This is a genomic window from Collinsella sp. AM40-7AC (assembly GCF_003468125.1).
GTDB classification, from domain to species: Bacteria; Actinomycetota; Coriobacteriia; order Coriobacteriales; family Coriobacteriaceae; genus Collinsella; species Collinsella aerofaciens_O.
Genome location: NZ_QSGK01000004.1, coordinates 154,541 through 178,408, shown reverse-complemented (window position 1 = coordinate 178,408; position 23,868 = coordinate 154,541). Strand labels below are relative to the sequence as shown.

Sequence of the window (23,868 nt, the reverse complement as noted above, 5' to 3'; positions counted from 1 at the left end):
GCACCCCCATAATACAGGGCCGCATTGCCCTATAAATTCAGCCGAAGAGCCTTACGCTACTTCTCCGCATCCTTGCCCTGCTTCTTCTCTTCCTCTGTCTTGCGCCTCTTCACAGACTTTTCGGCCTGTTTCTTCTCTTCCTCTTTTGTATAGTTATCGGCAAACTCAGCGTAGCCCGTGAAGTATTCCCTCAACGCACTTTCTGCGGCAATGGAGAAATAGACTTCGAGGGCATCTACGATAGTTATGTAGACATACTTGTAATCATCGAAAGCCTCTTCTTCAAGAGCGGTCTTAGCATTGTTATAAGCAATCAGATTTGCCCTAACGGTCTGTTCAACAGTCTTAGAGCGCGGCTTATTGAAACTAAAGGCACCCGATTCTTCAGAGTCAACAAACAGGGCCTTACAAATATCAAGGTTGGTCTTAGTTAGTACTTCAGCCAAAGGACTGGGCTTAAAGGCAAGCTGAACATTAGGGTGAGTCTTTTTAAGGACTTCAAGAGCCTTATTCGCTTCTGCCTTGGCTTCTTTATCAATAAACTCGGCATATTTCTTATGAATCGTAGCTTGATACTTAATCTCGGGCTTTTTAGGCTTCTTATCCTTTGCGACAGCCATAATTCAACCTTTCTAGCGACAAAGGGCTAAACTCAAGGAAAATAATAAACTCATTTCATTAGATAGAAAACAGAAATGAGCGTTATTCTCTACAGCAAGAAAGGCTAATTTCATTAATTGAAAGGCGCTATAGATGAAAAGCAAGAAACTAATCAAGCCGATTTGCCTCGCACTGGTTTGTTTGATTATCGTTTTCAGCTGTTACCTACTATTCAACAAAGAGCCGATTGTAGGAACTTGGAAACTAGATAATCCGTCTAGCGTGCAAGAAAGCGATAGACGTGATTTAAAATTTAACTCTGATGGAACCTTTATCTATAAGAAAAGCGGAACAGAATCCTATCTAGGTTCAACTTATCGTTGGGAAAAATGCTTTGACAAAGGATACACCGTAAGCGGCGAAAAGTTCCACGTTTATAGATTGGTAACTCATAACTCAAAGTACTTTTTCAAATTTCGCTATGCGATGGTCAGCAACAAACATTTCTATGCTTTTAAAACAGAGGATGATTTAAAAAACTTCATGCTCAATGGAAGCAATTTTGATAAGACCAGAATGGAATACTCAAAAGAATAACTTTCTCTTCCGTATTACAGAATTCGCCACTATCTATCACCTCATTAGTTGGTGCACAATGCGTGCTTCAGCTAATGAGGTGTAGTCATTTCTAGCCGCATTTCAATTCAATCGGTATCTTATTTTTAATATCTGGTAGTTCGTCTTGTATTGCGTCTAAGTACAAGGCGTTCTCTAGTTGCTCATCGCTAATAATGGGTTTATCCCATTTACTGCGAATTTCATCACCCAGAAGCCTGTGAACTTTATCTATCTCTCTGCTGGTTGCCTTGGTTGCTTCTAGAGTGCCTTTGTCCCGTATTTGCATTGCGTAACGTTCTTGCTGTTTGGTATCAAACTCTAGATTGTCTAAAAGACGCTCAGCCATTTGCTTACCTGTTACTGTGCCGTTGCCAAGCAGGTTGTATGCATCTGTAATGACTGCTTCTTGCTTTGCCGCATTAAGTACCCTGTGAAGCCCATCCCCTGTGTACCAAAGGGCATAACACTTAGTTACATTCATAGATACCTCTATTCGTTTTTCGGTAATTCAATAATTGCTTTTGGTCGGTAAGTTGAGCGGGTGGACGGGATTTAATCAAACCGTTTTGGAGAATCCCGTAACATACCCCGCCCCTATTCTCTACCTATCTATAACTTCATCCGCATCCCTAATTACCAGATTGCTAAAGAGATAGACCGTTACACCTTCTTCGCGTAACGCCCTAGCGCGTCCTGCGGACTGCTCTGTATCAGATTGGATGTTTTGAAGTTGTAGCTTACGCATCTCTTCATCCTCAAAGAGGTATAGAGATTGCCGCACGCCGTTAAGCTCTATAACCTGATTCTGCCTCGTAAGTTCCTGCGGCGATTCATGGCAATCATCGTAGTAGTCTTGATAGGCTTGTTGAGGCAAATCTGACTTACCCGCGATTATCAGTGATTTACCCTTAAAGCAATCTAGACCGCTATTGTTTAGCAGGTGTATTTGATTCCCTTTGTTCTCCGCCACGTTGAATCCTTGGCTCTGCCAAAAATCAACTTCCTCTTTACTGCCCTTGAAGGTAATCAGAATTGATTTATCTATTATTTCCTGCGGCAACTTTTCCTTTATGTACTGCGCAAGTTTGGGAAAGTTGTCATTGTGCATCCCTCTAGCACCACTAAGGCCGCAGAATTGCACAATCTTGCCTTTATTCTCTGCAAGCGGCGCTTCAATGACCTCAATCTCTACTCCGTAGTACATTTCAGTTCGTTTGGTTAAAGGCGTTGCAGTGAATACCCTAACGGGAATACCGTTTAACTTGGCATCGCCAATTAACGTACTTTTGCGAACCATTCGCACGCAATTATTTCCCGCATTGTCTTTCGAAAGCCTGCCGTCTGTCTTGTAACACTCAAATAGACCGACTGCTATTGAGCTTGTTTGCGTTGACTGAATGTAACTATCTAGCCGCTCTTCTACTTGCGGCGCTACTCTCTCTCGTAAGATGGTTAGGTCAATATCTAAACCTTCGTCACGCTTTCTATCTTTTACATCATTAATGAATTGAGTAAGCTCTTGGGATGTTTGTAAATCTAGAAAAGGAATTGTCGTTGCTAGGTTGGTTAGGCCTAGTTTCGTCTCTTTGATTAAGCTCGAATCAATTTCTTCGTCTACGATAATCAAATCCGCATTCAAGTTACTTAGATTTGTTAGCAGGCTGTGAGTTAATAGAAACAGCCCCTTTTCATCGGGGCTGAATAACTTATCTATGAAGCCTTTTCTCTTTGCGCTTCTTGTTTTTGCGGGTAGACCCAATTGTAGATATAGCAAATCAGATTGAGTAACTTCTTTTTGCGGGCAACGATGAATTAATGCTTTCTGATTAAAGGTTGCCTTGTTGAATAAGCGCGTCTCGACCTCTTCTAGATTTGAATGCTTGGGTGCCGCATAAATCACCTTGGTCTTTTCAAGTTTAACCTTAGTAAGAAGATAGTTGATTATTCGCTCGGTCTTTCCCGAAGCTGTTTGTGACTTAAGAATCTTAATACCAGCGTCTCTATCATCTAGAAACTGCGGTACATGTTCGTCCATCCACTTATCTAAGTTCTCTAAAGGAACCTTGCTTAGATTAGGAACTATTGGAATATCTATGTTTTGAGAAAGAAACTCTGGGATTGTTTGCGGTACGCCTAAAGGCCCTTTGACAATCGGACAAGGCTTTAGACTGCTATCTCTGAATTTCTGCCTAATCTGTCCTTCATCGCAGGTATGACCTTCATACGTCTCGGGAACGAAGAACTTTAAAACATCCTGAACGACAAACCTATTCTTGTCGCTGTATCTAAGGAATCGAAGGTTGCTGAATAGTGCAAGGCGTTCGTTGTAATCGAGGTAATCGCCCTTAGTCCATCTGTCCCATAAATTACAACGGCCCTGAAGTTTGCGGTACCAGCCCTCATTGACCTGCACGGCATCAGGCGTTGGCATATCCGCATACTCAGGTATGAAGTTCTTCTTTTGCCTCATTGCCTTGTTAGGCTCAGTACCAGAAGAAACCTTATCTAAGGCCATCATGCGCCCAATAAGAGCCGTATCAAGTGGCTCTTGGCTAATTACCTCATAGCCCAGTTTGCCGCCATACCAGAGCCTTGAGCAGTCTTTTGTGGCTCTATCAGGAGCGAACTTGCCAAACAGCCCTAGAAGCGCTTTGTAGATGCTTTCATATTCACGAGGTTTGATTTGACGTTTAAGGCACCAAACTATGCGGTAATTCCAACCGTCTTTATATACTCCGTTTTTAGACCCAAAATCGCCGTTTTGCACCTGTGTACTTAATAGATTACTTATAAGTACACAGGTGGAATCCGCACTTTTTGCTTCTTTTTTCAGAGTTTCGGGATTCATTGAAAAGCTCGGATACCAGAATGAAACAGGTAGACCAACGTTCGCCGCATATTCTATTGCTTCGTATGGGCTTGTCTCGACCTTATCAAAATCAAGTGCTATCAACTGTGCGGCCTGAGCGTCCTTCTTCTTGAACGTGCCATTATTCAAATCGTAGATACCAGCACGCCAACAATGCCCAGTGCCGCAAAGTCTAGCTATATCTTCAATTGATAAATCGTCTTGTCGATAGTTCTCTTTCCTTTGATACGGACTGGGATTACTTGGCTTTTTACTAAGTGCATCTACTGAATAGCAGAACAGCACTAGTCGTAAATGCCGTTTAAGATATTCTGCTTATGGGTGTTCAGGCGTTCGATTTCCATGCGGCCTAAACGCTCAACTCTAGAATCGTATTGCTTGCGATATTCGCCATTAGGTTTAAGAATCCAGTAAAGACCCGTTCCTGCGGCCCTATCTTTGAACTCAATTACGTTAGTTACCCTATCGTCTACAGCTAATTCAATTAGACCTGTAAGCGTTAAGCCCTTTCCATGAGCATCGCAGTAATCTTCCCAGAGTTTTTTCTTTTCCTCAGAAATACGAATGGTTACTTTCGTATCTTTTGCCATATCAGTCTCCTTTCAATAGAAATGATTTCTTCTATCTCTATTTGAAAAATAGACTGTACGAATTACAGATTTTTGCCCACGTTTTAGAAAAATGTCCTAACGCTTTAGCACCGTCTCAGCAGCATACTTTTTGATACAGCGCATTGAGACACTAAGATAACGTTAAAATACCTGCTAATGAAATTCTCAAAACTCGTCTCTTTATTTAGTATCTCAATATTCTATAATTTGAATTATTGAGACGCTATCTAGACGGGAGATTAGCAAAATGAAATTTGGATACGCTAGAGTTTCCACCATCGAGCAGAATCTTGATAGGCAGATTGAAGCCTTACACAAGGCAGGCGTTGAGGACAAGAACATCTTTTGCGATAAAATCTCAGGAGCAAAAGCAGAGCGTCCAGCTCTAGACGATATGCTCTCGCGACTCCGCAAAGATGATACTGTCGTTATCCTATCTTTCGACAGGTTGGCACGTTCCACTAAGCAGCTTCTCGATTTGTCTAACAGATTTGAGGCTGAGGGCGTAAACCTCTACTCAATCAAGGAACAGATTGATACCTCAACGCCGCAAGGTCGTTTTTTCTTTACCGTTAGTGCCGCTGTAGCGCAATTCCAGCGTGAAATAATCAGGGAAACCCAGCGCGAGGGCTATGAGGCTGCTAAGGCAGCAGGTAAGAAGATGGGTAGGCCCAAGGCAAGCAATGCCGCAAAGGAGCGTGCCGTAGAGCTTTATCGAAAAGGCGAAATGTCCATTGCAGAAATCTGTGCGGCTGTCGGTTTGAGTAGGGCCACTGTCTATAGGGCTATTGAGGCATCTAGGGAAAACTAGACCTCTATGGCTATTGAATATATTTGAATAGATTCCTAGCGTAATCCTCTGTCCATAGTAGTTCGCGAAACCTGTCTCTTACCTCAATTCGCTCTTTATCTTGAGTATTCAACAGTTGATAGGCGTAAGTAAGGCACTCCGTTGCCCACTCCCTATCGACTAGACAATTGGATTCATCGAAGAAATTTGGCATATACTCTGGAATCTCTAAGAGCAGGAACGTAAAGGCTGGAACGATAACTAAATGGAAGAACTCTACGTAGGATTCTCCTTCAATTCTGTCTAGAATCCGATTCCAAAAAAAGAATTGCGGCCCTACGTAGTTTTCTACATCGTTTAGAAGTAGACCTTTATCAATTTCAATAAGCGTCTCCGCTTCTACGACACACAGCAAATCACCTGTGCTTGGCTCCTGTCCTCCATCCCTGTTCATTTGCTTTTGAAGCCTGTTTAACTCTATGTAAGCACCCTCTTCAGCCGAAAACAGCATCTCAGGGTTAAACTTTTCTTCTAATGAAATCTTATTTTTCATGTACTCCTTGTATTGAATTACCTTAGATTGGTAATCCCAAAGCTCACTCAGCTGCATTAGAAATCACTATCCTGTTTTTCCGCAAACAGATTACCCAAGTTCTGAATATTAATCTGCTTGGCCTGTTCATCATCGCTTGCGTAGATGTTCAGCGTCATTGCCGCATCTTTATGACCAAGGATAGATGCTAACGATTTAATATCCATCTTGCTTTTAACGCCAAGGGTAGCGAAAGTGTGCCGAAGGCCATGAAACGTAATTGGTTTTCCTAAGACGCTATCTAGCTTATTGCGGCTTGACCATTTTTGAAAAGCACTGCCCAAATACCTAGGATTTCTCCAATGGCAAACATAGTCCTTATCGTTTGGCCTACTCTGTCTTTGCTCAGCTATCAGAGCATCTCTAAGCTGCGGCATCATCGGTACTGTTCTTCTTGAATAGGTCTTTGTATCGCCTTCAACTACTACATTTTTGCCTTCTTTATCTTTAATCTGCTTCTCTGCTTTAGTGATATAGATATTGTTTGTCGCTAGATTAATATCATTCCACCTTAAAGCACATACCTCACCAGCACGCAAACCACCGTATAGCGCAAGGCAGATAGGAATATAGAGGTTATTATTCCTAGCGCCTATTATCTCGCCACCGTCAATTAGCGAATAGAGCTTGTTAAGACCTTCGCTATCGAGATAAGCGATTTTATGCTTACTAGTATTTCTTGGCATAATCAAACCAGCTCTAGCATCTTTGACTATCTTGCCTTGATGAAATGCGGATTTATACGCTTTGTTGAAAATAGCGTAGAAGCCCTGAACTGAACTCATGGCATATCGTTTTGCTAAAGCATTAATCCAATTTTGTAAGGTTTCAGACGTAATCTCATAGAAGTTCTCTTCTCCTATGTAGGGGAATATCGCATATTCGCCTTGTCTGATATTTCTTTGGTAAGTGACTGTGTCGATTTGCCCAAGAGCATATTGACCTTCAACGTAATCACGAATGGCCTTCTCAACCGTGGTGTATTGAATGTCTCGCTTACTTAGCTCTTCCTCATAATCGCGCCATTCGTTCACTAGTTTCTTAGCGTCTCGATTGTATTTGGTATTGAACGTCTTGTATTTCTTTTTGGCCTTACCCTCTTCATCTTTGTACAGAAGGTAGCCACGCCATCCTTTTGAAGTCTTTTTATCAATACCGCAAGACGTGTAGAACATTTCCAAGGCCTCTTCTCCCTCTGATTTCTTTCTCTTCCATTTTAACAAGAGTAGAAAATTTAGTAGAAAAAATTACCTGCGGAAATGTCTGAAGGCACAATTGTTAAGCTATCTACCTGCGGTTTTGTATAAGCCTCATCTGGTAGATAAACTCTGCCATTTGCCTGTTTTATCCTTTCTACCTGCTGTTTCCCTATTCTTGATTCGCTTTAGTGGAAACGAAATGAGGAAACCAGCTCTGAAACTTAACGAAAAAGGGGCATGGTTGCCCACACCCCCTAATACTACCTGGGAAAAGTCCCCCAGAACATACTATGAACTGCGTACGCTAGTTTTCCGCAACCTTAGCGAACGGCTCGCTGCGATTTACGCCACAGCAGATACGAATAGACGTAGGCAGCTCCGGCTGAACCAAACGCCAGAACCGCAATCACCGCGGCAACGACTTCACTCGAAAGCACCGCACCTGCCACGCCCATCACAATCAGGCCAATACCCAGCACCATAAAGCAGGCGCCGCCAAAACGCTGCGTACGGCGCCAGTTCTCGGGATCGGCAAGCGCCCAAGGCGTCTTGATACCGAGCGTATAGTTCTGCTTCACACGCGGCAAGTAGTTGCCTACGCCGATGAACAGCAAACCGATAGCACCGGAAATCAGCACGTTGACCGAACCGACCGCCGGCACCACGCCCCAGACCGTAAGCTCTCCCAGCCAGCTTATGGCGCACATGAACAAGGTGAAGGCGATTACGAAGCCCTGATAGAACTTGCCCGAGGTTCGATATGCCTCACCTTTGGGATCGATGCGCGGCACCACGCAGAACATTGCGAGAAGCGCCAGAGGCAGCACGCCGAGCGCGGAGGCCATCCAGCTAGGACCCCAACCATCGACGGCGCCGTTCGCGCCCCAGTGCGTGGGAATCTGTGCAGGCAAGCTCGGCATCACCATGAGGTGCGCTACGACATTGGCGACGCACAGAACGACCAGCGCAATCCACACGCGCGACGATACCCCCGTGGGGTGAATGCCCTTGTTTTCGTTATTCATCCTTATCACCTTCCGTGTTTGTAAAGCCCATAAACCAGCCAATCAAGTCCTGCATGACGGTGGTGTTTAAGCTGTAAACGATGTTTTGGCCATGGCGCTCGTCGGTCACCAGCCCGGCGTTTTTGAGCGTCGCCAAATGATGGCTCAATGACGGCTTGCTGATGTCAAAATGCTCGGCAAGCTCCCCGGCCGTACAATTGCCCTCGCGCAGCAACTCCAAAATGCGCCGTCGCGTTGGATCGGCAAGCGCCTTAAAACCCTCTCCCGGCATAGGACCTCCTCTCAGCACCCCTCATGACGCGCACACTATACTCGATATTTAGATGTTTGTCTAACTATCTAATCTTGTACTCAAAAAAAATAGCCGCCTCCGCGTAATGCGAAGACGGCCACTTCTCACGCCATAAACGTGTTTCGGAGTTGGCTAACCCGCGGCAACGGGTGCCATCTGCTTCATCTTATGCGAATCACCGCCTCATTTCAACAAGCCCCTAGGGCTCAAATGGAATAGCGATAATACCTATAATGGTGATAGCTAAAACACGATTCGCTTCCCCATCGGAGGATGTCTATGACCGAAACCGCCGCTCTCGTCGAGACACGCGACACCAAACTCGAGATCATCATGGGCCGTGAGGCACTCGATAGACTCGCCAACGCCACGGTGCTGGTGCTCGGCTGCGGAGGCGTGGGCTCCAACTGCTGCGAGGCACTTGTCCGCGGCGGCATCGGTCATTTTGTGATTCTGGACAAGGATATCGTCGCGCCCAGCAACATCAATCGACAGGCCATCGCCTTTCACAGCACCGTCGGCAAGCGCAAGGTTGACGTGATGGAAGCCATGATCCACGACATCAATCCCGCCGCCAGCGTTATCAAGCGCACCGAATACCTGCTGAGCGACAACATCGACGAGTTCTTCGCGGGCGTTTTGGAGCAGACGGGTGGCAAGCTCGACTACGTCGTCGACGCCATCGACACCATCTCGGCCAAGCTCACCATTGCCAAATATGCTCAGGACCATGACATCCGTTTGGTTAGCTCCATGGGCGGGGCCAACAAACTCCATCCCGAGTGCCTCCGCTTTGCCGACATCTTCGATACGGTACGTGACCCCATGAGCCGCATTATGCGCAAAGAATGTAAGAAGCGCGGAATCAAGAGCCTACACGTACTGTTTAGCTGCGAGGAATCGGTTAAGACACAGCCCCGCGATCCTTCCAACATCCACGAGCGCACCGAGCTGGGAACCGCCAGCTTTATGCCGCCCATCATGGGCCAGATGATCGCCGGCGAGGTTATCCGTCAGATCAGTGGCCGCGGCACCGAGCGCGTGCGCGCCGATAGCCAGCGCCTAGACTAGCGGAGCGCGCCGAGATGGAGCCCCGGTTATTTGATGCACACTGCCATCTTGATCTAATGGCTCACCCGGACGCCGTTGCCGATGAGGCAACGGCACTGGGCCTGATTCTATTTGACTGCGGCGTCGATCCGCACGACTTTGCACGCGCCAAGAAGCGCGCCTGCGGCCGTTCAAATATCTTTGCCGGCATCGGCCTCCATCCCTGGTGGCTCGCCGACGGACGATGTGGCAACGCTGAAATCAATCTGCTTTGCGAAGTCGCTGCACAAGAACGCTTGATCGGCGAGGTCGGGCTCGACTTTTCCGCTCGTTTTGCCGGAAGCGAGTCGCTACAAGTACAGGCATTTGACCGGCTCTGCGATGCACTCGTGCAGCACCCTCTTGCCGGACGCGTGATATCAATTCACGCCGTTCGTTCGGCAGGAACCGTGCTGGACGTCCTCGAGTCGCACGGACTACTCATCCCAAATCCCGACTCCCCCTTTATCATCTTCCACTGGTTTAGCGGCACCTCGGACGAACTCGTCCGCGCGCGCGATGCAGGCTGCTATTTTTCCGTCAGCGAGCGCATGCTCGCCACCAAACGTGGGCGCGAATACGCCCGACAGATTCCACTCGACCGTCTACTGCTCGAGACCGATGCGCCGGCCGAACCAAACACAGAAACAAGTGTGCAATCGCTCATCAGATCGCTCGCAAGGACCTCGATGCACATTGCTTCACTCAAAAACTGTGACGCAAAGCGCATCGAGTCGGTAGTTTTAGCAAATGCGCACTCTGTTTTTGACCTTCGCTAACCCCTGTGGGCAAAAATGCCAAGGGACATGCGAATCGCACAACGCAGTCCCTATTGGCAGGCAGTACAATTCGGCAGCATTACACCAATTCGTGCATGAGATCACGGTTGCGTGCATACAATTCGTCAAAGATATGACGACGCGACGCATATAGCTCGTGGGCATCCATATCGGGCACGATTGTTTGTGCAACGCCAAGGACTTGGGCGAGTTCATCCCATGATGCATAGGCGCCACCTGCGAGAGCTGCCATGATGGCATCACCGAAGCATGCGCCCACCGTAACCTTGGCAACCGAGACCTCGCGCCCGCATACGTCGGCGATAGCCTGCATCCAAACTGGATTCTTGGTTCCACCTCCGACAAGCATAATGCGCCCAATTGGCAGTCCATGCTCTCGCTCGATAATGTCGACATGGGATGCAACGGTATACGCGACGCCTTCCAAGGCGGCGCGAACCATATGGGCTCGCGTATGCCTTCCGGTCAGGCCAAAGAAGACGCCACGTGCCTCGGGATCGTTGAGCGGAGTACGCTCCCCCGCAAAGTACGGCAGGCACAGGAGCCCATCGGCACCCGGCGCCACATCGGCGGCATCATGCGCCATGACCGAATATGCATCGGGGCCACCGTGGCCCTCGGCCTCCACGGCGTCGCGATACAGCTCTTGGCGCAGCCACGATGTGAGTGCACCCGCCGTATTGGTCCCCGCGCAGATCCCGTAAGTTCCGGGAATGATAAACGTCCCTGGCCACAGGCGGGCATCATCGACCATATGATCAGCTAGGTAGATGAAATACGCCGTGCTCCCCAACTGAACCATCATATCGCCGGGACGAAATACACCCGTCGAAATGGCCTCGGCACCAGAGTCGCCCGTTCCCACTAAGACAGGTGTCCCTGCCGCGAGCCCTGTCGCCTCAGCCGCGCGCTGCGTAATCGCCCCGGCAATATCGGTAGCCGACATTACCTCCGCCATCTGGTCAGGCCGGCAGAAACGAGCACATTCCCGAGCATCAACCCTCCAAGTGTAGCGGTCGTATAGGGGAAGAAAATCCTCCGCCAAGTAACGGTCCACCGTAAAACGCCCCGTCAACTTTGCGCATAGAAACGATGATGCCGTCAGGAACTTCGCGGCACGTTCGTGCACCTCGGGCATATTCTCCTTAAACCATAAGATCTTAGGAGCAATATCTGATGAGCAGGGATCGTGCCCGAAAAGTTCGCGTGCGCGACCTGACCCATATTCGGAAAGGAGCTCGTCAATCTGCGGCTTCGAACGTGCATCGACTCCATACAAAATCGCGGGCGCCAGCGCGTTGCACTCGGTATCGACCGGCACACAGTCGCAACCCAATGCGGAAAGGCCCACGCATCCGATCTGCGCCGCGTTAACCCCCGATAGCATCACCAGCTCGCGCGACAAGCGGCAAAAATCGCCCCACCAAACTGCCTCAGCATCATGCTGGTACCATCCATCACACGGGTTGTCCGTCTCATGTCCACAAGAGGCTTGGCAAACGATGTTGCATCGATCATCGATTAAAACGCCTTTAGAGGCGCTTGTCCCAATATCAATACCCAGATAGAGCGCCATAGGTGCCTACTCCCCTCGCGCCGTACGAGCGGCAGCCATAAAACGAACCACCCGCTCAACATCAATCGGGGCATCCAGCTTTCCGTCGCGCTTTAAGCACGTGCCGACAAACGCGCCATCGTAGTGAGCAAATACGTCAGCCACGGTATTTTCGCGACAACCGGTGCCACATACCACGGGCACTTCGCCAACACGCTCGCGGACCTCGTCGGCAAGCTCGCCCGAAGCGCCACGACCGGCAGCCGAACCGCCGATGACCATCGCATCCGGTAGGCAATTAAAGAGAAGTGAATCGGCAATGTCCGCGGTCGTGCGGTCGTTGAGATAAACCTCGCCCTCGCTCGTGATGAAGTGAAAAAGCTTGAGGTCGTCCAAGCGCAGCGCCGCCTTGCGACGCATGGTGTGAGCGAAATCTCGGTTAATCAGCCCGAGATCACCGGCCCAGGCACCGCAAAAATTGCAGCGCGTGAACTGCGCGTCGACGGCAGCGCACAGCTCGATTGTGGCATCACCATCGTAAATTGCCTCAGCTCCCCAAGGAGTCGACAGATCATGGGACAGAGCCCCGATTACATAGCCCATCGATGCAAGGGTTGAGGGAGAAACATGCTGCTCATAGGGCATCGAGAGCTCATTGGTAATCAAAATGCCATCGACACCGCCCTGCTGCAACGCCTCGAGATCGCGCTTGGCGGCTTCCACGACCTGCGATACGCTTCCGCCCGGGTAATACAGCGGATCGCCCGGCAGAGGACGCAGGTGCAGCATTCCGATAACCGGCTTTTCGTTCTTGAACATCGAAGTTAGAAACGACATAACGTGCTCCTTCATAGGGTTATTGCAGGGACGTTACTCCCCCAGCACCTCGACGTACACTTTTCGCTTCTGCGGACCGTCAAACTCCGCAAGATAGATGTTCTGGGCACCTCCGCACACGATGTGGCCATCTTGGACGGGAAAGAAGCAACTGTTTCCACAAATCATGCTCTTGATATGCCCACAGGAGTTGTTACCAGTGGCTCCATAGCTCGGCAGGAAGTGTGCATGCGCATAGGGGGCATCGAGTGGGGCGATGCGATCAAGCGTCTCCATAAGATCCGTCTCCACGCAGGGCAGCCCCTCGTTTACCACGATTCCGCAGGTCGTATGCGACAAAATAATCGCCGCCAAGCCATTGGTCACCGAGCTGCGTTCGATGGCAGCGTGCACGTCCTCGGTAATATCGATGAACTGGTCCGGAGCAGTCGATAGATAGCTCAATGTCTCGAGCGTCACCATGTTCACTCATCCCCTTCAAGAAAACGCAGGGCATTACCCCAGTAGAGCCTTTCTCGCGCATCATCGCGCATGGGCACGGTATCGAGCGCCCGCTTGAGTTTGAATGCACGGAAGCGCGGCGTATTGCTGGCGAACATCACTTGGTGCGATAACGCGCGCTCATACCACAGCGGCCCCATATCGACCGTGAAAAGACGCTGCATCATCTCCTCGGGCGAATCGATGTAAGTGATAGAGGTGTCCGCGTAGCAGTTGGGATACTTGAGCAGCATCGCCACGGTCTCGCGCACCCAGGGCCAGCAAAAATGGGTCAAACTAAAACGCACATTTGGATGCGTTGCGATTGTGTGCTCAAATGCAAGCGGGTTACTGCGCGAGAGCTCTGCGCCCGGCTCCCAAGACATACCGGCATGGAAAACCACCGGCTTGTTATAGCGCTCGCACAGTTCGTAAAGCGGCTCGGCCACAGCATCATCGGGGGCAAAACCCTGCTTTGCAGGATGCAGGCAAAGCCCCTTTGCCCCCAACTCGGTAAAGGCGCGCTCCAATTCGTCTGCGGCACCGCTCACCTGCGGGTCTACGCTCGCAAATCCCCACAGACGATCGGGATGTGCGGCAACCAGCATGGCAATCTGGTCATTGGTGCCAAAGTGCCCTCCGCATGCCGTGGTTACATCGAGCGGCATGAGCACGCTCTTCTGCACATCGCAGACGTCCATCTCGACTTGAAGCTCATCCCAATCCATGGGGCCCATATGCCCCATACCAAATTCTCGTGACCAAAAACCGAATCCATCAGGCTCATCACCCGGCGTACAGATCTCGCCGTAGAGCATAGGATGGACCAACATGTCGATAACCATTTCGTACTCCTTTCCAGGCATTTGACCCTAGTACGGCTCAAACGAACCAATCACTCGGGACGACAGCTCAGCGCCCGCCTTCATACACGCCGGAATATCAAGGCCATCGATCACGCCCTTGGTAAACCCGGCGATATACGAGTCGCCGGCACCCACGGTATTAACGACCTTCTCCGCTGGCACGATCCCACACTCATAGAAGCGCTCACCGTCATAGGCAATGCTTCCCTTCTCGCCAAGCGTGGCAACCGCAACGCGCGGTCCCAATACCTGCACGCGGCGTACCCAGTCTCGTAGCTCCGGAGTGTCCTCTTCAAACGACATGAACGCATAGTCAACGTAGGGAAAATGGTTCTCGCAGGCATATTCGGGATCCTGGCTGAACACCGAGAAGTCCATAACCACCGTCTTGCCCGCATCATGCCATTCGGGCAGGAGGTCCAAACAATTGCCAAACAGGTCGGTGTGAATGATGTCATGTTCTAGGATAAACGCCCGGTCATCTTCATTCGGTCGATATGTCTCCATTACGCCATCGATTGCCTCGAGATGTACGCGATCGACGCCGTCTTTCAACGCCATGAGCATCACCGAGGTGTCGCCATCCTCCACCCGCAGATGTGAGATATCGAACCCCTCGGCGGCCAGCGCCTCCCTCATCTTGTCTCCGTACTCGTCCTTGCCGACGACCGACACGGCGGATACCGAAACGCCCATTCGTGCAAGATGGATACCCCAGTCAATGCCATTACCAGTCGGATAGAACACGCCGATGTTTTGATAGACGTCCGCGCAGCAAAAACCAGCCGCACACGCTTTAATACCCATACTCTTCTCCAATGTTCAAAAGGGGGCCCACCACATAACGAGCCCCCTTTTCGCGTTTCGCTTATTGTTTTGCATCGGTTGTCCAAGGCCTCATAGCCAGACCGCCGTACGCTTTCTTAAGCTATTCGACGATTGGTGCTCCGTGGCCCCAAGAACCTTCCATGCCGCACACGGTCGAGGCAAACCCGGCAGCAAAGTCGAGCGCGCGCTCGATGGCCTCGGCGCCATCCTCGCCACGCTTGGCGGAATCGAGATAGCACATCAAAAACGAGGTGAGGAACGAGTCGCCCGCCCCCATGGTGTCCTTCATGTCCGTTACCGGTTTAGCCAGCTGGCGGTAATAACGCTTGCCGTCGTAAGCGATGCAGCCCTCGGCGCCCGCCGTAGCCGACACAAAACGCGGACCCAGACCCTTCACCCATGCCAGACGCTCGCGAATCTCGTCCTCACTCGCGGCATCCGCCGCACTAAAGAAAGCAAAATCGACGTAGGGCGCAATCTGCTCGTAGTACTCGTCGGTGGAGTCGTCCGAAAAGTCAAAAGAGACCGTGACGCCCGCAGCCTTCAACTTGGGCAGCTCGCGCTCGGTAAAGCAATAGTTGCCCGAATGAACCACATCGAACTGCTTCATGTACGAAAGGTCAAAGCGATCGAGGACATAGCGCGCATCGCCACGGATACCGCCCTCGTTGGAGCCGAGGAAGACACGGTCACCGTCAACGACGGTCACGCGAGCCGCTCCGTTCTCGCCAATCATCTGCTCGCACTTACCAAGCTCGATACCCTCATCCTCGAGGCTTGCAATGACATGCTCGGCAGCGGCGTCATTGCCAAAAATGCCCATGTATGCAGAGCGTGCGGCACCGCATTTCTTGGCATAAACGGCGAAGTTCACCGCGTTGCCGCCAGGATACATGGTGTGGATATGCTCGTAGCGATCGACGACGTTGTCGCCAAATCCGAGCGCGTTAACGTTAAATGCCATGGCCTTTGCCCCTTCTAGTACTCGACAACACCCATATAGCGACGGAAATCGGGATCGTGATCAAACACCTTGCCGCGTGCAGCACGCAGCTCGCAGTTCATGGCGTAGAACAGCACCGGGTCCAGATAGGCACGGACGCTCGCCGGCACGGCTTCCATACCGTACTCCTTGGCATCGAGCACCATCAGCGTATCGGTATGCGTCTTAAGGAACGCCAGGGCGCGCTCGTCCATAGCACGGCACTCGCTGGAGCCCATCTGCAGGAAGTAAAAAACGCCATCCTGAGTAGCCTCGAAGGGACCGTGGAAGTACTCGGCAGAGTGGATGTAGCTGCAGTGCTGCCACTGCATCTCCATAAGAGAGCAGATAGCGAAACCGTAGGTCTGGCTAAAGTTGGGACCGCTGCCCAGAATGTAGAAGAACTCGTGCTCCTGGCAAAGCTTGGCAAAACGATCGCCCAGCTCGGCATTTACCTTCTCACGTGCCGGGGGAAGAATCTTATCCATCTCGGCGATACCGGCATACATATCGGCAAGATCGGCGTAGCCCTCCTGTTGATCGAGCAGCTCGGCCGCAAGCGACAGCGAAATGCCAGCAGGGACCTCGGCCTGCGGCACGCCCTCGCCCCACGGGTAGACCCACGTGGTCCACTTGCCGGAGTCAATCTTGGATCCAGCGTTGTCGGTCTGGGCGATTACCGTAGCGCCGGCAGCAAGGGCAATCTCACAGCCCTCGACGACCTCGGGGGTGTTGCCACTGTGGCTGCAAGCAATGACCAGGGATTTCTCACCTAAGCGGCGTGGGCGCATGATATCAAACTCGCGAGCCGTATAGATATACGAAGTGAAGGTGGTTGCCTCGCGCTGCAGAAGCTCATGAGCCGGGATCAAATCGATCATGGAGCCACCGCAAGCAATCCAGTAGACGCTGTCGAACTTGCCCTTCTCGGCAATTGCCTCTTTGATCAGATCGTGTGCGTTCATATCCAGTTCCTTTCTTGTTTGGCCCGCAATCAATGACGTTGGTTGCGTAGCCGATAGTTGTTTTAGTCAATCAGATATTTCTCGAATGCGGCCATGTTCTTGGCATCTGCCGCCGCGGGGTCATCGTAGTAACGACCGTCCGTGATTTCCTGGCCCAGCATGCCGTCGAAACCATGGGCGTTGAGTGTGGCGACGAAGGCGTCCATATCGTGCTTGCCATCGCCCCACACCAGATGGCCATACGGATCACCGTCGATAAAGTGCATCTCGTGTATTGCCCCATCACCAAAGGCGGCAAACCAGTCCTCGAGCGTCTCACCTGCAACGCCCATCGCGGTTGTATCAACCATGGGCTGCAAGTACGGGCTCGCGACCTCGTCAATCATGCGCTTCGCATCGGAAACCGTCGTCACAAGGTTGCTCTCCTCGGGACGCAGGCTTTCCATCGTAAGCACCAGACCGTGCTCGCCGGCATACTCCGCCAGAATGGACAAGTGCTCGCGGCTGCGCTTCCAGGCTTCCTCGCGGTCCTCGTCCCAGTCGCCCCAGCCCGAGTTGACGGACATACGGTCGCACCCAAGTACCTCGGCAAGCTCAATGCCGTGCTTAAAGTACGCCAGGCTGCGCTGTTCATGCAGCGGTTTGCGTGCGCAATACTGCCAAGGATAGACAACATTCTCGGGGCACAGAGTACGATACCTAAGCCCACGGTCTGCAGCCTTTTTTGCCAGGACCTCAGCCTCAAAGTAGCCCGTGTGGTCGAGTGTCACATGCGGCTCCGCACACCACAGCTCAATGGACTCAAAGCCCAAACGCTGCTGCACATCAAGGAAGTAATCGAGCGACCACATGATGTAGTGGATATTCATGCCCGCAATCTGTTCGCGGCGCAGCGTCGGTTTGGATTCAGACATCTTATGCCTCCTTATTTCGATCGAACACGATTCGTCCGTCCGACATCGTCATATCAACCGCAAGATTGCGTGCGTCGTGATAATCGAGGTCGAACACATCCCGATCGAGCACGCAGATATCGGCAAGCTTGCCGACCTCGAGCGTACCCAGCTCGTCTTCGCGCATCAGATCGTACGCGCCCCCGGCAGTCCAAGCGCGCAAGAGCTCGACAAGTGTCAGCGCGTTGGCCTCATTCACGGGCAGTCCATCGTCGAAGTATCCGCCGCACGCGCTGTAGATTGACTCGCCCAGGCTCGGAATCAGCAGCGGCAAATCCGTACCACAGCACACCGTGCATCCGGAATCTTCCATGCCGCGGCGATTCCAGCTGTGCAAAAGTCGCGTCTCGCCAATTTGTCGACGCATCATCGACAGGCAATCCTCGCGCCGGTCCAGCGTCAAAATCTGCGGATAGACCTCGCAAATTCCACCTAACTTGCCAAACTCGACAAGATCGGTCGGATCAGAGTTCTCGAGATCGGTAATCGCATGGCGGCGAAGCAACCGTCCATGCTCGTCTCGAGGCAGCGAGGCATAGAGCGCCACGGTGCGACGAACGGCGCCATCGCCCTGGCAATGCAAGGAATATCGGAAGCCGTCAGCATCAATTGCGCGCAGCTCGTTCTCAATCAGATCCCACTCGGGCTCCTCGACGACCGTCTTGCCGGCAGCGCCCGCATCGGCCGTGTCCTCATAGGGGTCAATCATCTCGGCAAGCCCCGCCCATACGCCGCGGTCGGTCATACGGTTGAAGCCAGAAAAACGAACGAACGGACCCCGGAAGCGCTCTCGTGCCTCGCGAGCATATGACAGATTTGCACCGGCACCCACCGGCTGCGACATCATAGAGACGCGAACCGTCAGCTCACCAGATTCCTCACGGCGAGCCATTTCGTCGGCAAAACCGTAGTAGTCATCAAACGCCATCTCCTTGATGGCGGTAACGCCGCGCTCGTTAAGCATGCCCATGTAGTCCGAATACCCCGCACGTACCTCGGGCAGCGCGAGGAAATCGCTCATCATGCGCCAGATCTTCTCGGCATAACACGCCTGGGGTGTGAAGCCGTATCGCGCACTGGCGGCAGCATTGAGAACGCAGGTCTCCGCACCCGGTGTAAAGCAGACGACAGGGATATCGCCAAAACAATCGTCAAACACAGCTGCCGTATTTGCGTTCTCGGCATCCGATGCCAACGTTTCGGGCAGGTTGTGGCCAAAAGCCGCCGCGCAATCCGGATGATCTTCTTTCCATGCACGCAAGAGCGACACGGTCTCTTTGGCATCGGCGATGCCGGACAGATCAGACCCCAACGTCCGCAGCGCCCAGCCTGTATAGAAGGTATGCACATCGATCAGGCCAGGCATGACGGTGCGGTCGCCCAGGTCAACTACCTCGTCCGCCTGGGTCAAATACGAAGCTACCTCACACTTGGTGCCAACCGCCTCAATTCGATTGTCACGGACCGCTACGAAACCTTCAAACGGCAGGTCCCCCGTACCGGTAAAGACGCTCTTAGACGTCAGGACCGTCAAACGATCGGACATTATAATCACCTACGCCGGAAGCATGCCAGAAATGGCAGTAATGACCAAGCCAAACACGACCATAAAGATGAAGAACTTCCAAATGGTCTTCCACCATTGGCCAAACGAAATTTTAGCCACGCCAAGGCCGGCGACCGTCATGCCCGCCACGGGACTGATGGTGTTGATGGTCTGGTTGGCAAACTGGAGCGCGGTAACGGCCGCCTCGGGATTGAGGCCCATGAGCTCGGTCAGGGGGCCCATAACGGGCATGGTGAGTGCCGCCAGGCCAGAACTCGAGGGAACCAGCAAAGAGAGCAGGCCAAGGACGATATACATAAACGTGGTGTAGACGGCGGCGGGTGCACCGGCGAGCGCAGTAGCGAGCGCCTGGAGGATGGTGTCGATGATCATGCCGCCCTCGGCGATGACCAGAATACCGCGAGCGATACCGATAACGATGGCGGCGTACGCAAAGTCGGCGAGACCTTTAACGAACTCCTCGGCAATCGTCTGCTGGTCAAGACCGCCCAGGATACCGGCAAGCAAGCCCATGCCAAGGAACACGGCGGAGATCTCATTCATGTACCAACCCTGGGTAACAAGACCCCAGACGATAATGCCCATACCGCAAGCAAAATCGATAAGCACGAGCTTCTGACGGGTAGTGAACTCTTCCTCGATGGAGGCATCGGTCACGGAAAACTCGATACGCTTGAGCTTATCGTCCTCGTACGTAATGGACGACTCGGGGTTTTTCTTGACGCGCATGGCGTAGCGCATAGCCCATGCGATACCGACGGCAGTGAAGATGACCCAAGAAACGGCGCGCAGCCACAGTTGCGGATTGCCCTCGATGCCAATGATGCCTTGGGCGATCAAAACATTAAACGGATCGATGGTCGAAGCACAATATCCCAGGTTAGGACCAAGGAAGCAGATGATGAATGCCGTCATCGAGTCATAACCGATACCCATCATGATGGGAATGAAAATGGCATAGAACGGCAGGGCTTCCTCAGACATACCAAACGTGGTGCCGCAAATGGACAGCAACGTCATCGTGATGGGAATGATGAGGATGTCCTTGTTCTTGAGCTTTTTAATCACACGGCTCATGCCGGCATTCAAAGCGTTGGTCTTGGTGATGATTGCGAACGATCCGCCAATCAATAAGACGAACGCAACGACGTCGGCAGCCTCCTGGATGCCCTTAGTGGGCGCTTGCAGGACCGCGAAGATATCCTGACCCAGATTGATGGTCTCGCCGGTCTCGGAATCGGTGTAGTTCTTATCGACCTGTTCATAGGTTCCAGCAACGGCGACTTCACGCTCGCCCGCCGCTGTCGAAATCATCTTGCGCTGATACTGACCAGAGGGAACGATCCAAGTCAAGACCGCAAAGACAACGATCAGCAAGAACATGATCGTATAGACATGCGGTAATTTGAACTTAAAACGTCTGTTTGTCTTCTTCGCCTTCGTATCTGACATAGATACCTCCAAAGAACTCGAGACTGCATCGCATCTCGCCTCAACGTTTGCACAAGGCAAACGTTCTATGACGTTCTATAGATTACCAGCAGCTTTTCTCGTCATCATGATAATTTCAAACTGATTGCCGCAACGCGGTTGAACGGTTGCGTTTGCGCCGTGAACGGTATGGAGACGCCCGGTGAGATGATCCACCGGGCGCTTCCATTCGCAATGTCCTAGATGTCAAAAACGTAGCGAGACCCAACGATCCGCTGACGACCGATGATAAACGGCCGCCGCTGTTCATCGAAAAAGAAGGCTTCCATATAAAACAATGGTTCGCCAACGGGAACTGCCAACAACCGAGCGACCTCGGGCGACGCGCACGCGATCTCAAGCGTGCATGGGTCGGTAAACGCGGGCGTGCGGCCCGTCCGGTTGCGCACGAACTCAAAAATGGATTGGTTAGATAGAGGTGCCGTTGATAGATAGGCGTTGTCCTCGTAAACATATATGTTGTTCTCGAGCATGACAGGGACGCCATCGGCAGTACGCACGCGCTCAACGCAGATCAAGTCAGTTCCAACGGGAACACCAAAGAACTGTGCTTCGGTGGAATCCGCCGGCAGTATCTTTCTCGAAATGACACGCGCCCCCGGTTCCATTCCGTTTACGCGGCATGCGTCCGAAAAACTCTGGACGTCATCCTTCTGGCGAATCTTGCGTTTGAGCTTGGGGGCATTGACAAACGTGCCTTTCCCCTGTCGCTTCGTTAGATAGCCCTGTTGGACGAGCTCCTCAATAGCGCGTCGCACGGTAACGCGGCCAACTTTATAGCTCTCAGCCAATTCGAATTCGTTGGGTATCCGCGCGCCTGCCTTGTAGGCACCGGAGTTGATTTCGTTTTTGATGATATCGATAACCTGTTGGTACAGCGGTATCGCTGCTTTACCGTCAGCTAGCCCTTCAGTCGGTGGCATATACCCTCTCCAAGCACAATTAAGTCTAAAACGGACTTAGGGGCATTCAACAAGTCCTTAAGCCCGCATTAGCTTAAAGTATGCTAGGTGTCGCACCAAAATGTCGGCTATTTACTCATCAGACCCGAAAAACGCGCAACTACCGCGCTCCTAAGAAAGCGTGAGCAGCTCCGGCAGCTGGTCGATGATCTTGTCCGCGGCATCCTGGCTAAAGCCGAAGCGCTCCTCGCGCTTGGCAATGACTGTCAGGCCGGCTCGCTTGCCGGCAGTGATGCCAGGCACCGAATCCTCAACGCAGCAGCAGCGGTCCGCGGGCAGCCCCAGCAAGTCCAGCGCATGCAAGTAGATATCGGGCTCGGGCTTGCTCTCCTTAAACTGCTCGCCGCTCACCACATATTCAAAGGCATCCGACAACCCGCACGCGTTGAGCACTTCCTCGATGCTATCCACGGGAGACGAGCTGGCAAGCGCCACGCGAACGCCACGGCGCGGCAACTCTCGAATCGTATCCACAGCGCCCGGGTTAATCAAAGCCTGGTAGTCACGCAGACGCTTATGCGCCCACTCGTCCCAACGGGCCAACGCTTCTTCGCCAGTGAAATGCCCCTTACCGGCACGCTCAAACCAATCGACCAGCATATGCAGGAAGAACTGATGCGAGGTACCGACCTGCCCATTCAACTCCTCTTGAGTCAGGTTCAACCCAAGCTCCTTGGCAAACGCGGCAGTCTCGCCCAGGTAGTAATACTCGGTATCGACAATGACACCGTCCATGTCAAAGATAACGGCGTCGAACGGAAATGCAGACACGGCACCCTCCCTAACAAAAGGGCGCCTGTAAGCAGGCGCCCGAACCATGCATTATCGGCGATTCTAACCCAGCAGCTTATCCAGCGCCACCGCAATACCGTCTTCGTTGTTATTGGCGGTCACCATCTGGGCCACAGCCTTAACCTCATCGACGGCGTTGCCCATGGCAACACCGGTGCCGGCCCACTCAATCATGGACTTGTCGTTCTGGCCGTCGCCAAACGATACGACCTCACTGGCATCGATGCCGAGCTTGGGCAGGGCACCCTCGAGCGCACGGGCCTTGTCGATACCGGGCGCCGTGTACTCAAAGTACCAGTCAGCCGTAAACATGCCCGAAAGCGTCTGGGTAAAGGGCGCATACATTTCCGCGTAATGCGCCTGCAGGTAGGTCGGATCGCCCGCCGTCAGCAGCTTGTCCACGGGATAAGCATCAACGACCTCATGCAGGCTTTCCACCTCGCGGATCTTAAGATCGCACGCATCGCGCTCATACTTGACGATGTTTTTCTGAGAGCCGTCAGGCAGCGTGATCATGCAATGGTACGAGTCCTCGACGTGCAAATCGCGACCGAGCGAAATCATAGGGATCACGTCAAAATTGCGCAGATGATCAATCAGACGGTGCAGCTCGTCAGCCGGCATGGCTTGGTCAAAAAGGACCTCATCGGTCTGAGCGTCGACCACATGCGCTCCATTAAAGGCAACTAACAGACCGTCATGGTTTTGAAGGTCGAGCTCCTGCGCCAAGGCGTGAAGACCCCAGGCGGGACGACCCGAAGCCAAGATGAGCTTAATACCCGATTCCTGCGCCGCGAGCAGCTTCTCGCGCGTACGCGGGCTGATCACCTTCTGGTCGTTGGTGAGCGTACCGTCGATATCCATTGCGATGGCCTTAATTGCCATATGTGCCTCCCTGTCATTGAGCAACCTTGTCTGAGCCATCATACAGAACACCCACGGCGGCGCTGTTTGCAACGGGAAAAATATCATATTGTCCCAAACATGGCCGGCGCGCCTTCGACGATTGCGATGCCCGTCGAGGCGCCTCCCGATACATTCCATCCTATCCAAATAGCAAAGGGCCCGCATCCCAACGGATACGGGCCCTTGTCGGCTATGCGTT

At 52.1% G+C, this 23,868-nt stretch carries 25 protein-coding genes; 4 read left to right on the top strand and 21 right to left on the bottom strand.

The annotated features are described in order from the left end of the window. Positions 1 to 56: 56 nt before the first annotated feature. On the bottom strand, positions 57 to 620 hold the full coding sequence (locus DW892_RS05060) for a hypothetical protein (RefSeq protein WP_117766134.1): 564 nt from the start codon (positions 618 to 620) through the stop codon (positions 57 to 59). Positions 621 to 753: 133 nt separating this feature from the next. Between DW892_RS05060 and DW892_RS05055 the strand changes: the two genes are divergently transcribed. After that, complete coding sequence (locus DW892_RS05055) at positions 754 to 1,197, top strand: hypothetical protein (RefSeq protein WP_117766132.1); 444 nt, start codon at positions 754 to 756, stop codon at positions 1,195 to 1,197. A 91-nt stretch (positions 1,198 to 1,288) separates the two neighbouring features. Here the strand turns inward: DW892_RS05055 and DW892_RS05050 are convergent, their stop codons facing one another. The 3 genes from DW892_RS05050 to DW892_RS05040 all read right to left on the bottom strand — a co-directional run bounded on the left by DW892_RS05050 (position 1,289) and on the right by DW892_RS05040 (position 4,677). Continuing rightward, complete coding sequence (locus DW892_RS05050) at positions 1,289 to 1,699, bottom strand: hypothetical protein (RefSeq protein ID WP_117766130.1); 411 nt, start codon at positions 1,697 to 1,699, stop codon at positions 1,289 to 1,291. Positions 1,700 to 1,819: 120 nt separating this feature from the next. Next, positions 1,820 to 4,372, bottom strand: a complete 2,553-nt coding sequence (locus tag DW892_RS05045) for a hypothetical protein (protein ID WP_147349849.1) — start codon at positions 4,370 to 4,372, stop codon at positions 1,820 to 1,822. Continuing rightward, positions 4,372 to 4,677, bottom strand: coding sequence for a hypothetical protein (locus DW892_RS05040; RefSeq protein WP_117766126.1), 306 nt, complete (start codon positions 4,675 to 4,677; stop codon positions 4,372 to 4,374). Before DW892_RS05040 ends, DW892_RS05045 begins: the two co-directional genes overlap by 1 nt. Before the next feature lie 268 nt (positions 4,678 to 4,945). Here DW892_RS05040 and DW892_RS05035 point away from each other — a divergent pair, with 268 nt between their 5' ends. Then, positions 4,946 to 5,509, top strand: coding sequence for a recombinase family protein (locus DW892_RS05035; RefSeq protein ID WP_117766124.1), 564 nt, complete (start codon positions 4,946 to 4,948; stop codon positions 5,507 to 5,509). 10 nt (positions 5,510 to 5,519) lie between these two features. On the opposite strand, the gene DW892_RS05030 is transcribed toward DW892_RS05035, so the two are convergent. The 4 genes from DW892_RS05030 to DW892_RS05015 all read right to left on the bottom strand — a co-directional run bounded on the left by DW892_RS05030 (position 5,520) and on the right by DW892_RS05015 (position 8,575). Next, positions 5,520 to 6,041 carry a hypothetical protein gene (locus DW892_RS05030; protein ID WP_147349848.1) on the bottom strand — a complete coding sequence of 174 codons (522 nt, stop codon included), beginning with the start codon at positions 6,039 to 6,041 and terminating at the stop codon, positions 5,520 to 5,522. A 56-nt stretch (positions 6,042 to 6,097) separates the two neighbouring features. Beyond that, complete coding sequence (locus tag DW892_RS05025) at positions 6,098 to 7,255, bottom strand: site-specific integrase (RefSeq protein ID WP_117766120.1); 1,158 nt, start codon at positions 7,253 to 7,255, stop codon at positions 6,098 to 6,100. A gap of 344 nt (positions 7,256 to 7,599) precedes the next feature. Beyond that, positions 7,600 to 8,304 (bottom strand): SdpI family protein, encoded by a 705-nt coding sequence (locus DW892_RS05020; RefSeq protein WP_117629760.1) that lies wholly within the window; start codon positions 8,302 to 8,304, stop codon positions 7,600 to 7,602. Continuing rightward, positions 8,297 to 8,575: an autorepressor SdpR family transcription factor gene (locus DW892_RS05015; protein WP_022094448.1), complete on the bottom strand. Its 279-nt coding sequence runs from the start codon at positions 8,573 to 8,575 to the stop codon at positions 8,297 to 8,299. Before DW892_RS05015 ends, DW892_RS05020 begins: the two co-directional genes overlap by 8 nt. Before the next feature lie 300 nt (positions 8,576 to 8,875). Between DW892_RS05015 and DW892_RS05010 the strand changes: the two genes are divergently transcribed. Together DW892_RS05010 and DW892_RS05005 are read left to right on the top strand one after the other, a co-directional pair. Continuing rightward, a complete protein-coding gene (locus DW892_RS05010; RefSeq protein ID WP_316242605.1) occupies positions 8,876 to 9,667 on the top strand; it encodes a tRNA threonylcarbamoyladenosine dehydratase in 792 nt (263 codons plus the stop codon). Positions 9,668 to 9,681: 14 nt separating this feature from the next. Further along, entirely contained in the window at positions 9,682 to 10,464 is a 783-nt protein-coding gene (locus tag DW892_RS05005) for a TatD family hydrolase (protein WP_117766116.1), read from the top strand. Between the two features lie 79 nt (positions 10,465 to 10,543). Here the strand turns inward: DW892_RS05005 and DW892_RS05000 are convergent, their stop codons facing one another. The 13 genes from DW892_RS05000 to DW892_RS04940 form a co-directional block, all read right to left on the bottom strand. Further along, on the bottom strand, positions 10,544 to 12,061 hold the full coding sequence (locus tag DW892_RS05000) for an FGGY-family carbohydrate kinase (protein ID WP_117629757.1): 1,518 nt from the start codon (positions 12,059 to 12,061) through the stop codon (positions 10,544 to 10,546). Between the two features lie 6 nt (positions 12,062 to 12,067). Continuing rightward, positions 12,068 to 12,877: a BtpA/SgcQ family protein gene (locus tag DW892_RS04995; protein ID WP_233503156.1), complete on the bottom strand. Its 810-nt coding sequence runs from the start codon at positions 12,875 to 12,877 to the stop codon at positions 12,068 to 12,070. 33 nt (positions 12,878 to 12,910) lie between these two features. Beyond that, positions 12,911 to 13,339, bottom strand: a complete 429-nt coding sequence (locus DW892_RS04990; RefSeq protein WP_117735290.1) for a secondary thiamine-phosphate synthase enzyme YjbQ — start codon at positions 13,337 to 13,339, stop codon at positions 12,911 to 12,913. Positions 13,340 to 13,341: 2 nt separating this feature from the next. Continuing rightward, on the bottom strand, positions 13,342 to 14,202 hold the full coding sequence (locus tag DW892_RS04985) for an amidohydrolase family protein (RefSeq protein WP_233546833.1): 861 nt from the start codon (positions 14,200 to 14,202) through the stop codon (positions 13,342 to 13,344). A 27-nt stretch (positions 14,203 to 14,229) separates the two neighbouring features. Continuing rightward, positions 14,230 to 15,030: a fructoselysine 6-kinase gene (frlD, locus tag DW892_RS04980; RefSeq protein WP_117766112.1), complete on the bottom strand. Its 801-nt coding sequence runs from the start codon at positions 15,028 to 15,030 to the stop codon at positions 14,230 to 14,232. 121 nt (positions 15,031 to 15,151) lie between these two features. After that, positions 15,152 to 16,015 (bottom strand): PfkB family carbohydrate kinase, encoded by an 864-nt coding sequence (locus DW892_RS04975; protein WP_117766110.1) that lies wholly within the window; start codon positions 16,013 to 16,015, stop codon positions 15,152 to 15,154. A gap of 14 nt (positions 16,016 to 16,029) precedes the next feature. Then, positions 16,030 to 16,998 (bottom strand): SIS domain-containing protein, encoded by a 969-nt coding sequence (locus DW892_RS04970; protein ID WP_022094440.1) that lies wholly within the window; start codon positions 16,996 to 16,998, stop codon positions 16,030 to 16,032. A gap of 62 nt (positions 16,999 to 17,060) precedes the next feature. Then, on the bottom strand, positions 17,061 to 17,912 hold the full coding sequence (locus tag DW892_RS04965; protein WP_117629752.1) for a sugar phosphate isomerase/epimerase: 852 nt from the start codon (positions 17,910 to 17,912) through the stop codon (positions 17,061 to 17,063). Between the two features lies 1 nt (position 17,913). Further along, on the bottom strand, positions 17,914 to 19,497 hold the full coding sequence (locus DW892_RS04960) for an amidohydrolase (protein ID WP_117766108.1): 1,584 nt from the start codon (positions 19,495 to 19,497) through the stop codon (positions 17,914 to 17,916). 9 nt (positions 19,498 to 19,506) lie between these two features. Continuing rightward, on the bottom strand, positions 19,507 to 20,970 hold the full coding sequence (locus DW892_RS04955; protein WP_117766106.1) for a YfcC family protein: 1,464 nt from the start codon (positions 20,968 to 20,970) through the stop codon (positions 19,507 to 19,509). A 218-nt stretch (positions 20,971 to 21,188) separates the two neighbouring features. Further along, a complete protein-coding gene (locus DW892_RS04950; protein ID WP_117766104.1) occupies positions 21,189 to 21,932 on the bottom strand; it encodes a GntR family transcriptional regulator in 744 nt (247 codons plus the stop codon). Positions 21,933 to 22,082: 150 nt separating this feature from the next. Further along, on the bottom strand, positions 22,083 to 22,742 hold the full coding sequence (locus DW892_RS04945; protein WP_316242604.1) for an HAD family phosphatase: 660 nt from the start codon (positions 22,740 to 22,742) through the stop codon (positions 22,083 to 22,085). Positions 22,743 to 22,805: 63 nt separating this feature from the next. Further along, positions 22,806 to 23,648 carry a Cof-type HAD-IIB family hydrolase gene (locus tag DW892_RS04940; RefSeq protein WP_187364984.1) on the bottom strand — a complete coding sequence of 281 codons (843 nt, stop codon included), beginning with the start codon at positions 23,646 to 23,648 and terminating at the stop codon, positions 22,806 to 22,808. Positions 23,649 to 23,868: the final 220 nt, after the last annotated feature.

Excerpts from the sequence above, each read along its gene's own strand:
- DW892_RS05060 (WP_117766134.1), bottom strand. The coding sequence starts at position 620 with ATGGCTGTCGCAAAGGATAAGAAGCCTAAAAAGCCCGAGATTAAGTAT.
- DW892_RS05055 (WP_117766132.1), top strand. The coding sequence starts at position 754 with ATGAAAAGCAAGAAACTAATCAAGCCGATTTGCCTCGCACTGGTTTGT.
- DW892_RS05050 (WP_117766130.1), bottom strand. The coding sequence starts at position 1,699 with ATGAATGTAACTAAGTGTTATGCCCTTTGGTACACAGGGGATGGGCTT.
- DW892_RS05040 (WP_117766126.1), bottom strand. The coding sequence starts at position 4,677 with ATGGCAAAAGATACGAAAGTAACCATTCGTATTTCTGAGGAAAAGAAA.
- DW892_RS05035 (WP_117766124.1), top strand. The coding sequence starts at position 4,946 with ATGAAATTTGGATACGCTAGAGTTTCCACCATCGAGCAGAATCTTGAT.
- DW892_RS05030 (WP_147349848.1), bottom strand. The coding sequence starts at position 6,041 with ATGAAAAATAAGATTTCATTAGAAGAAAAGTTTAACCCTGAGATGCTG.
- DW892_RS05025 (WP_117766120.1), bottom strand. The coding sequence starts at position 7,255 with ATGTTCTACACGTCTTGCGGTATTGATAAAAAGACTTCAAAAGGATGG.
- DW892_RS05020 (WP_117629760.1), bottom strand. The coding sequence starts at position 8,304 with ATGAATAACGAAAACAAGGGCATTCACCCCACGGGGGTATCGTCGCGC.
- DW892_RS05015 (WP_022094448.1), bottom strand. The coding sequence starts at position 8,575 with ATGCCGGGAGAGGGTTTTAAGGCGCTTGCCGATCCAACGCGACGGCGC.
- DW892_RS05010 (WP_316242605.1), top strand. The coding sequence starts at position 8,876 with ATGACCGAAACCGCCGCTCTCGTCGAGACACGCGACACCAAACTCGAG.
- DW892_RS05005 (WP_117766116.1), top strand. The coding sequence starts at position 9,682 with ATGGAGCCCCGGTTATTTGATGCACACTGCCATCTTGATCTAATGGCT.
- DW892_RS05000 (WP_117629757.1), bottom strand. The coding sequence starts at position 12,061 with ATGGCGCTCTATCTGGGTATTGATATTGGGACAAGCGCCTCTAAAGGC.
- DW892_RS04995 (WP_233503156.1), bottom strand. The coding sequence starts at position 12,877 with ATGTCGTTTCTAACTTCGATGTTCAAGAACGAAAAGCCGGTTATCGGA.
- DW892_RS04990 (WP_117735290.1), bottom strand. The coding sequence starts at position 13,339 with ATGGTGACGCTCGAGACATTGAGCTATCTATCGACTGCTCCGGACCAG.
- DW892_RS04985 (WP_233546833.1), bottom strand. The coding sequence starts at position 14,202 with ATGGTTATCGACATGTTGGTCCATCCTATGCTCTACGGCGAGATCTGT.
- frlD (WP_117766112.1), bottom strand. The coding sequence starts at position 15,030 with ATGGGTATTAAAGCGTGTGCGGCTGGTTTTTGCTGCGCGGACGTCTAT.
- DW892_RS04975 (WP_117766110.1), bottom strand. The coding sequence starts at position 16,015 with ATGGCATTTAACGTTAACGCGCTCGGATTTGGCGACAACGTCGTCGAT.
- DW892_RS04970 (WP_022094440.1), bottom strand. The coding sequence starts at position 16,998 with ATGAACGCACACGATCTGATCAAAGAGGCAATTGCCGAGAAGGGCAAG.
- DW892_RS04965 (WP_117629752.1), bottom strand. The coding sequence starts at position 17,912 with ATGTCTGAATCCAAACCGACGCTGCGCCGCGAACAGATTGCGGGCATG.
- DW892_RS04960 (WP_117766108.1), bottom strand. The coding sequence starts at position 19,497 with ATGTCCGATCGTTTGACGGTCCTGACGTCTAAGAGCGTCTTTACCGGT.
- DW892_RS04955 (WP_117766106.1), bottom strand. The coding sequence starts at position 20,970 with ATGTCAGATACGAAGGCGAAGAAGACAAACAGACGTTTTAAGTTCAAA.
- DW892_RS04950 (WP_117766104.1), bottom strand. The coding sequence starts at position 21,932 with ATGCCACCGACTGAAGGGCTAGCTGACGGTAAAGCAGCGATACCGCTG.
- DW892_RS04940 (WP_187364984.1), bottom strand. The coding sequence starts at position 23,648 with ATGGCAATTAAGGCCATCGCAATGGATATCGACGGTACGCTCACCAAC.